This window comes from Actinosynnema sp. NPDC023658, from assembly GCF_040639995.1.
Classification (GTDB): Bacteria; Actinomycetota; Actinomycetes; order Mycobacteriales; family Pseudonocardiaceae; genus Actinosynnema.
Window position 1 is genome coordinate 1 of sequence record NZ_JBFAAX010000310.1, and the last position, 6,862, is coordinate 6,862.

5 protein-coding genes are annotated in these 6,862 nt (G+C 72.5%); 1 reads left to right on the forward strand and 4 read right to left on the reverse strand.

Translation table 11 applies throughout. The features are described 5' to 3' along the window. The 4 genes from AB0G02_RS24820 to AB0G02_RS24835 form a co-directional block, all read right to left on the reverse strand. A partial coding sequence (locus AB0G02_RS24820) for an iron ABC transporter permease (RefSeq protein ID WP_360797892.1) occupies positions 1-1,955 on the reverse strand: 1,955 nt, incomplete at its 3' end. Further along, complete coding sequence (locus AB0G02_RS24825) at positions 1,955-2,920, reverse strand: iron-siderophore ABC transporter substrate-binding protein (RefSeq protein ID WP_360797894.1); 966 nt, start codon at positions 2,918-2,920, stop codon at positions 1,955-1,957. The genes AB0G02_RS24820 and AB0G02_RS24825, both read right to left, overlap by 1 nt. Before the next feature lie 52 nt (positions 2,921-2,972). Next, complete coding sequence (locus tag AB0G02_RS24830) at positions 2,973-3,791, reverse strand: ABC transporter ATP-binding protein (RefSeq protein ID WP_360797896.1); 819 nt, start codon at positions 3,789-3,791, stop codon at positions 2,973-2,975. Between the two features lie 114 nt (positions 3,792-3,905). Beyond that, positions 3,906-4,364 carry an SRPBCC family protein gene (locus AB0G02_RS24835; protein WP_360797898.1) on the reverse strand — a complete coding sequence of 153 codons (459 nt, stop codon included), beginning with the start codon at positions 4,362-4,364 and terminating at the stop codon, positions 3,906-3,908. Positions 4,365-4,584: 220 nt separating this feature from the next. Between AB0G02_RS24835 and AB0G02_RS24840 the strand changes: the two genes are divergently transcribed. After that, positions 4,585-6,792: a germacradienol/geosmin synthase gene (locus tag AB0G02_RS24840; RefSeq protein ID WP_360797900.1), complete on the forward strand. Its 2,208-nt coding sequence runs from the start codon at positions 4,585-4,587 to the stop codon at positions 6,790-6,792. The last annotated feature ends 70 nt before the right edge of the window (positions 6,793-6,862 follow it).

A 6,862-nucleotide genomic window follows, 5' to 3' on the forward strand; every position in this document is an offset into this window, starting at 1 on the left:
GCCGGCACCTGCGCGGGCGCGATCACCGTGCGCCCGACCGTGTCCGCCGCGCTCACCAGCACCGCGCCGACCGCCGCCGCGACCGGCAGCACGCGCGCGTTGCGACCGCCGACCAGCGACCGGGCCAGGTGCGGCGCGACCAGGCCGACGAACGCCACCACGCCGATGGCCGACACGGCCGTCGCCGCCAGCACGCCCGCCGCCAGCAGGATCACCAGCCGCGACCGCTCCACCCGCATCCCGAGCACGCGCGGCGTGTCCTCGTCCAGGCTGTGCAGGTCCAGCTCCCGGTGCCGCGCCCACAGCAACGGCGTCAGCAGCAGCAACGCCAGCGCCGTCGGCACGACCTGCTCCAGCGTCCGCCCGTAGGTGGAGCCGGACATCCACGTCAACGCCTTCGCGGTGTTCCACGGGTCCGACGTCACGATCAGCAGCGTGATCAGCGACATCCCGGCCGACCACGTCGCGATGCCGATCACCACCAGCCGGTCGGAGTCCAGCCCCGACCGCCAGGCCAGCCCGTAGACCACGGCGAACGCGACCACCGCGCCCGCCCCGGCGGCGCCGGCGACCTGCCACGCGCCGGCCAGCGGCACGGCCGTGATCAACGCGATCGCGCCCAGCCCCGCGCCCGCCGTGATGCCCAGCAGACCGGGCTCGGCCAGCGGGTTGCGGCTCACCGCCTGGATGCCGCACCCGGCCGCGGCCAGCGCCGCACCCGCCACCAGCGCGGCCAGCACCCGCGGCAGCCGCTGGTCGACCACGAACGTCAACGCGGTGCCCGTCCGCCCGGCGAACCAGTTCGCCAGGTCGCCCAGCAGCACCAACCGGTCACCGAACATCAGCCCGGCGGTCGGCGCGGCGACCAGCAGCACGGCCAGCACCACCGCGGTCACCACGAGCCGGCGCGACGACCCGGCCACCCCGACCCGCCCGGCCGGCGCCTGCCTCGGCGTCCCGCTCGACCGACCGCGCCGCGCCAGCCAGACCAGCACGACCGCGCCGAGGATCGTCGTCATGACCCCGGTCGGCACCCGCACCGCCGCGGCCGACCCCATGACCGCGCGCAGCAGCACGTCCGCGCCGAGCACGATCACCACGCCGACCAGCCCGGACACCGGCAGCAGCAGCCGGTGCCTGCCCAACCCCGGCACGAACGGCGTCAGCAGCCGCGTGATCACCGGCGCGCTGAGCCCGACGAACCCGATGGGCCCGGCGATCGTCACCGCCGCCGCCGTCAACGCCACGGTCAGCAGCACCGCGCCCACGCGCGTGCGCCGGACCTTCAACCCCAGCACGGTCGCGTTGTCGTCACCCAGGGCCAGGACGTCCAGCGACCGCCCCATCACCACCAGCGCCGCCACGGCGACCACCACGACCGGCGTCATCTGCGCGGTCGCGTCCAGGTCGCTCACCGTCAACGACCCCGAGCCCCAGGCGAACAGCCCGGTCGTCTCCTGCTCGTACATCAGCAGCAGCAACATGGTGGCCGACTGCAACGTCAGCATGACCGCCGAGCCGACCAGCACCAGCCGGGGACTGGTCGAACCGCCACCGGACAGCCCGAGCACGACGATCGCCGCGACGAGCCCGCCGACGAACGCCGCACCGCCCGCCGGCAGCACGGGCAGGCTCACGCCGAACGCCGCGATCGCGACCACGGCCAGGTGCGAGCCCGCGTTCACGGCGAGCGTGTCCGGCGAGGCCAACGGGTTGCGCGCCACGGACTGCATGCCCGCCCCGGCCACGCCGAGCGCGACGCCGAGCAGCAACGCGGCCAGCAGGCGCGGCACGCGCGAACCCTCCAGCACGGCGAGGGTCTGCGCGTCCCCGTCGCCCACCAGGGCCTTCAGCACGTCGAGCACACCGGTCGACGCGGTGCCCTGGGTCAGGTGGACGGCGGAGAGCACGGCGATGAGCGCCACGATCCCCGCCGTCGCGGCGGTCGCGCGCATCAGGCGGTGATGGCCTTCACGAACTGCTCGGCGACCCGGACGACCGACTTCGGCCCGCCGAACGTCCAGGTGCCCGGCTCCAGCTTGAAGACCTTCTTGGAGGCCACGAACGGCAGCCGCTGCCACACCGGGTTGCCCGCGAGGCCGGTGGTGAACACGTCGTCCTCGGACGCGCTGTAGAACAGCACGGTCTTCGGGTCGGTCAGCGCGGTCAGGCCCTCGACGTCGGTGGCGCCCAGGCCCCACTGCGCGTCGACCTCACCGGTCCAGGCGTTCTTCAGGCCGAGCGCCTCGGCCGTGTCGGAGACCAGCGAGCCCTTGCCGAACGGGCGGATGTTGACCGTGCTGCCCTCCAACCAGCCGTCGGCCATGACGAACGGCGTGCCGGCCGCGCCCTTGGCCTCGACGGCCTTCCTGCCGTCGGCCAGAGCGGTGTCCATCTCGGACAGCAGCTTGTCGCCCTCGGCGGACTTGCCGATCGCCTGGGCGATCACCTTCACGTCCTCGCGCAGCCGGTCGAAGTTCCGGGAGGCGTCGCTGGACTTGGTGACGACCACCGGGACGTACGCCTCCAGCTGCCCCGCCAGCGCGGTGTCCCGGCCCTCGGCCATGATCACCAGGTCCGGGTCGAGCGCCACGATCGAGTCCACGCTGGGCTCGTTGCGCTTGCCGACGTCCTTCACGCCATCGGCGAGCGGCGCGGCCACGTCCCACGTCTTGTAACCGGCGGCATCCGCGACACCCACCGGCATGACACCCAGTGAGGTGACGATCTCGGTCTCGCCCCACTCCAGCACGACGACCTTCTCGGCCGCGGACTCCAGCTTCACGGCCTTGCCGCGGGCGTCGGTCACGGTGACCGGCCCGCCGGAGGACGCGGTCGGCGCGGTGGTCGGGGATTCGGTCGTGCCGCACGCGGACAGCAGCACGGCCGCCGTCACGAGGGCAGGGGCGAGCAAGCGCATCGCGGGAACCTCTCAGCCGGAAGGGGAAGGGGATAGAAGGGGGGAGGAGCGGTCAGGCCGGTCGTGGGGTGTGCCTGCCGAGGGGGCGGCAGTGGATCGCGCCGGTCACCGGGTCGTCCGCGACGTGCACCGCGACGCCGTACGCGTGGGTGAGGTGCTCGGCGGTCAGGACGTCGCGGACCCCGCCCGCCGCGACGACCTCGCCCTCGGCCAGCAGCACGACCTCGTCAGCGATGATCGCCGCGTGGTCGAGGTCGTGGAGCACGACGCCGACCGCGACGCCGTGGTCGTCCGCCAGGTCGCGCACCACGTCGAGGACCTCGACCTGGTAGCGCAGGTCGAGGTGGTTGGTCGGCTCGTCCAGCAGCAGCACGGAGGTCTGCTGCGCCAGGCAGGACGCGAGCCAGACGCGTTGCAGCTCGCCGCCGGACAGCTCGTCCACGCCGCGGTCGGCCATCGGGGCGACGCCCGTCAGCTCCATGGCGCGGGTGATGGCGGCGCTGCCCTCCAGGTCCACCCCGCGCCACCCGGTCCGGTACGGGTACCGGCCGTAGGAGACGACGTCGCGCACGGACACGCCCGAGGGCGTGGGGCGTTGCTGGGTGAGCAGGGTGACGTTGCGGGCGAACTCCTTGCCCGACAGCGGGGAGTGGCCCCACACCGGTCGCTCGCCCATCCGCACCTGGCCCTCGCGCGGCCGGTGCAGGCGGGCCAGGGACCGCAGGACGGTCGACTTGCCGGAGCCGTTGGGCCCCACCAGCGCGGTCACGGTGCCGGCGCGCAGCCCTAGCGAGACGCCGTGCACCACCGCGCGGTCGTGGTGCGCGAGGACCAGTCCCTCACCGGCGAGCAGCGCGTCTCCCTTGGACATGAGGGGAGCCTAACCTAATGTCGGGAATCACCCATATGGGCGTGATCTAGTGCACTTCTCGGCCTAACAGGTAACGCCGCACGCACGTCCCGCGCAGGTCGTGGCTTCCGCCGGTCAGCCGCCGAAGTGCCGCCGCGTGTCGGCCGCCAGCGAGTTGAACACCACCGCGTTGACCCGTTCGCTCGCCTTGGCGCCGGGCTCGTAGGCGAACGTCCAGGTGAGCCGGCTGCCCCCGGCCGCCCGCTCCACCAGGTAGTCCTCGCCCAGCCGCCGGAACACCGGCAGGTTGGCGCGGTCCACCAGGAACGACTGCCGCCGCCCCTCCTCCCAGCGGATGAAGCGCTCGCGCAGCCGCAGCACGCCCAGCACCGTCGCCGTCCGCGTCGTGCCCACGCCGAACGGCCGCGGTGAGGTGTACTCCGCCGACGACAGCAGTCGGCACCACCACAGCGGGTTCGAGGCGGTCAGGCCTCGCCACACACGTTCGGGTGACACCGGCAGGTCGAGCACGTAGCTGCGACGCTGCGGTGCCGAGTCGAAGAAGTCCACGTCGAACGGCTCCAGGCGGGGCACGCACTCCAGTGTGCAGCCTCCGCGCCGGTCACGCCGCACCGCGGCGCAACCGCGCAAGAACCGAGCGGTGGCGCGCGCCGACACCCACTGAGACGATCACCGGCTTGATCCGGACGGGCGGACTTCGCGCACGAACGTGTGTACCAGCCCCGGCAGGCCTTGGCCGCCCCGCCCCGGCACTGGTTGCGTACAGCGGACAGCCACGACGAGAGGCGTATCGATGCAGCCGTTCCAGTTGCCGGACTTCTACATGCCCTACCCGGCGCGGCTGAACCCGAACCTGGAACGCGCGCGCACGCACACGAAGGCGTGGGCGTACGACATGGACATGATCGACGCGCCCCAGGACGGCACGGTGATCTGGACCGAGCACGACCTCGACTCGCACGACTACGCCCTGCTCTGCGCCTACACCCACCCGGACGCCACGCCGGACGACCTGGACCTCGTCACCGACTGGTACGTGTGGGTCTTCTACTTCGACGACCACTTCGTCGAGCTGTACAAGCGCAACCCCGACGTCGCGGGCGCCAAGGCCTACCTCGACCGGCTGCCGCTGTTCATGCCGGTGGACGGCCCGATCACCGAGGAGCCGACGAACCCGGTGGAGAAGGGACTGGCCGACCTGTGGACGCGCACGGTCGGGTCGCACTCGCCCGACTGGCGCCGCCGGTTCGCGGACAACACCGAGCACCTGCTCGACGAGTCCATGTGGGAGCTGCTCAACATCTCCGAGGGCAGGCTCTCCAACCCGATCGAGTACATCGAGATGCGCCGCAAGGTCGGCGGCGCACCGTGGTCCGCGAACCTGGTCGAGCACGTCACCGGCATGGAGGTGCCCGCGCGGATCGCGCTGACCCGCCCCATGGGCGTGCTGCGCGACACGTTCGCCGACGCCGTGCACCTGCGCAACGACCTGTTCTCCTACGAGCGCGAGGTGCTCGACGAGGGCGAGCTGAGCAACGGCGTGCTGGTGCTGGAGAAGTTCCTCGACATCCCCACGCAGGCCGCCGCCGAGGCGGTCAACGACCTGCTCACCTCCCGCCTGCACCAGTTCGAGCACACCGCCGTCACCGAGGTGCCGCCGCTGCTGGACGAGAACGGGGTCGACCCGGCCGGTCGGCTGGCCGTGCTGGCGTACGTGAAGGGCCTGCAGGACTGGCAGTCCGGCGGCCACGAGTGGCACGCCCGCTCCAGCCGCTACATGAACGAGGGCGCGGTCACCTCCAGCCCGGTGCTCGGCGGCCCGACGGGCATCGGCACGAGCGCGGCCCGCGCGTTCATCGCCACCGCGCCGCAACGCCTGCGCGGCTTCAGCCACGTGCCGTTCGAAGAGGTCCCGCCGCGGCCGGAACCGGCCCTGGACATGCCCTACCCGCTGCGGGTGAGCCCGCACTGGGCCGAGGCGCGGGAGGCGAGCGTCGCCTGGGCGCGGGAGATGGGCATCTTCGACGACGTGCCCCTGGTGTGGACCGAGAGCAGGCTGCGCGACATCGACCTCGCGCTGTGCTCGGCGGGCATCGCGCCGGACGCCACGGCGGACGAGCTGGTGATCAACGCGCTGTGGCTGACCTGGGGCACCTACGGCGACGACTACTACCCGCAGGTCTTCGGCCGGACACCGGACCTGGCGGGTGCGAAGGCCGTCACCGAGCGGTTGAAGCAGATGATGCCGCTGGAGGGCCTGGCGCCGTCGCCGGTGACCCCGTTGGAACGCGGCCTGGCCGACGTGTGGCAGCGCACCACGGACCCGATGCCGCAGGAGAACCGGCGGCAGCTGCGCGTGGCGGTGGACAAGATGCTCGACAGCTGGGTGTGGGAGCTGAAGAACCAGCACGAGAACCGCGTGCCCGACCCGGTCGACTACGTCGAGATGCGCCGCGCCACGTTCGGCTCGGACCTCACCATGAGCCTCGCCCGGTTCGGCCACGGCCGACTGGTGCCGGACGAGATCTACCGGACCCGCGCCCTGCGCAACATCGAGAACTCCGCGATCGACTACGCGACCCTGCTCAACGACCTCTACTCGTACCGCAAGGAGATCCAGTTCGAGGGCGAGCTGCACAACATGGTGCTCGTGGTGCGCAACTTCCTCGACGTGGACCTGGACCGGGCGATCGGGATCACCACCGACCTGGCCAACGCGCGGCTGAGGCAGTTCGGCCACTCGGTCGCCGTCGAGCTGCCCGCGCTGTTCGAGGAGTTCGACCTCGACGCCGACGTCCGCGCCGCCCTGACCGCGCACGCCGCCGAGCTGGAGGACTGGGTGGCCGGGATCCTCAACTGGCACCGCGAGGTCGTCCGCTACCACGACGCCGACCTGGCCAAGCACTTCGGCGGCGGTGAGGCCGCGTTCAGGCCGCGGGCGTTGCGCGGGCCGACCGGGCTGGGCACGGCCTCGACCCGCGTCCTGGTGGACAAGAGCTGACCCGTCCGGCGTGGAGCCGGGCGGTCCCGGGTCGTCCGGCCGGCCGCGGTCACCCCCGGGCACCGCGGCC

Bases quoted from the DNA above. Each gene is read 5' to 3' on its own strand.
- AB0G02_RS24825 (WP_360797894.1), bottom strand. From the start codon at position 2,920: ATGCGCTTGCTCGCCCCTGCCCTCGTGACGGCGGCCGTGCTGCTGTCC.
- AB0G02_RS24830 (WP_360797896.1), bottom strand. From the start codon at position 3,791: ATGTCCAAGGGAGACGCGCTGCTCGCCGGTGAGGGACTGGTCCTCGCG.
- AB0G02_RS24840 (WP_360797900.1), top strand. From the start codon at position 4,585: ATGCAGCCGTTCCAGTTGCCGGACTTCTACATGCCCTACCCGGCGCGG.